Genomic DNA, 1,779 nt, shown 5'->3' with positions numbered 1-1,779 from the left:
AATTGACTGTCGAGTTTACGGTGCTCGGCCGCAGCTTGGAGTATCCCGTGAAAAGGAGATATCGCAATGACGTCAGATGTCATGCCCATTGTCACCATATTTGAACGCTCGCCCGATGAAGGTAAGGGTCTCGCGCGCGACATGCGTGTGCGATGGGCGCTAGAAGAAGTCGGTCAGCCCTACGATGTCCGGCCGGTCTCTTTTGCAGCGATGAAGGAGCCCGCGCACAGGGTGCTGCACCCGTTCGGTCAGATACCGACCTATGAGGAAGGCGACCTCACGCTCTTTGAGACCGGTGCGATCGTGTTCCACATCGCCAGCAGGCACGCATGTCTGCTCCCGGAAGATGTGAATGCGCGGGCGCGCGCTATCAATTGGATGTTCGCTGCACTTAACACCATTGAGCCTACGATCGTCGAAAGGGAGGTCGTCCTCTATCTGGAACGGGAGGAAAGCTGGTTTAAGAAGCGCCTGGCGCTCGTTGAGGACCGTATTCGCGTCAAGTTGGCTGATCTGTCGCGCCGTCTCGGCGATGCCGAATGGCTCGACGTCGGGTTCAGTGCCGGCGATCTGATGACGGCCGATGTCTTGCGCAGGCTTGGTGGCTCGGGCTTGTTGGAAGAGTTTTCGAATTTGGCAGCTTTCGTCGCACGCGCCGAAGCGCGCCCGGCCTTCACTCGCGCGTTCGAAGCACTGCGAACCTTCTTCAACGAGAGTGACGCGGTATGACCGATCGAAAGCGTCGTCATTGTCAGACCAATCGATCCGGTCACAGCGGAACCAAACCCTTCGGGAGAATAGCCGATGAAAATCAATGGTAGCCGGGATTGCGGGAACTCGCCAAAGAACCGGATCGTGCAGGACATTGCTATCGCCATTGAGGCCGGAAATATGCCTGAAACCGGTATCGACGACAGCACCGTTTGGCATCGAGGCGATGGTCGAAAACTGAAAGGAGCGGCGTCGCATCGCAGCGCCTTGGACGAGGTCCTCCCTGCGGTGTCGATTACCGTGAACCACGCGATATCGCATGGAAAGGCGGGCGCTGCGAACGGTGTGTCGGTCCTTGCCGACGGACGCACACGTCGCTTTTGCCACGTTGTCGAATTCACAAGCCTGAAGGCCACGACGATCGCCGAAATCAACAGCTACTGATCTGGATATACGAAAGGAGAAACCAACATGGAACCAACAATCTATCTTTTTTTCAAAGGTAACTGTCTCGAGGCGATGACCCACTATGCCGACGTGCTCGGCGGTGAAGTTCAGGGCGTTTTCCGTAATGCTGACGCACCCGATCCGGAAAGCCGAATGCCCGGTAGTGACGATATGATCATGAACATGGCGATGAAGCTGGGCAATGCCACCGTAATGGCCTCCGACAATACAGAGGAGATGTATGATAAGCCGCAGGGTTTCCGCGTCTCGATCGCAGCAACATCGCGCGCGGAATTTGACCGCATGTATGAAGCGCTGGCCAAAGATGCTGCAAGCGTCGAAATGGAGCCGGACGAGACTTTTTGGGCCGAGCGTTTTGCTATGTTCACCGACCAATATGGCACGCCCTGGATGTTGAATTTTGACGGGAACAAAGCCCATGGAGACACACCATGACCGAGATTATCAACTGTTTGTGGTATGACTACGGCGAAGCGAAGAAGGCGGCAGAATTTTACGCTGCCACCTTTCCAGACAGCCATGTTGACCGCGTGAATTATGCGGCCTCCGATTATCCCGGTGGCAAGGAGGGTGACGAATTGACTGTCGAGTTTACGGTGC

At 55.9% G+C, this 1,779-nt stretch carries 4 protein-coding genes; all 4 read left to right on the top strand.

The genetic code is table 11. The annotated features are described in order from the left end of the window. Nucleotides 1–66: 66 nt before the first annotated feature. Nucleotides 67–729 carry a glutathione S-transferase family protein gene (locus SU32_RS16985; RefSeq protein WP_201454993.1) on the top strand — a complete coding sequence of 221 codons (663 nt, stop codon included), beginning with the start codon at nucleotides 67–69 and terminating at the stop codon, nucleotides 727–729. A 75-nt stretch (nucleotides 730–804) separates the two neighbouring features. Then, on the top strand, nucleotides 805–1,155 hold the full coding sequence (locus tag SU32_RS16980; protein ID WP_054000572.1) for a hypothetical protein: 351 nt from the start codon (nucleotides 805–807) through the stop codon (nucleotides 1,153–1,155). A gap of 27 nt (nucleotides 1,156–1,182) precedes the next feature. Continuing rightward, a complete protein-coding gene (locus tag SU32_RS16975) occupies nucleotides 1,183–1,614 on the top strand; it encodes a VOC family protein (protein ID WP_054000571.1) in 432 nt (143 codons plus the stop codon). Continuing rightward, on the top strand, nucleotides 1,611–1,779 hold a 169-nt coding region (locus SU32_RS16970), incomplete at its 3' end, for a VOC family protein (protein ID WP_201454992.1). The genes SU32_RS16975 and SU32_RS16970, both read left to right, overlap by 4 nt.

Source organism: Ahrensia marina, assembly GCF_001293565.1.
Classification (GTDB): Bacteria; Pseudomonadota; Alphaproteobacteria; order Rhizobiales; family Rhizobiaceae; genus Ahrensia; species Ahrensia marina.
This window is presented reverse-complemented; position numbering and strand designations above follow the sequence as displayed.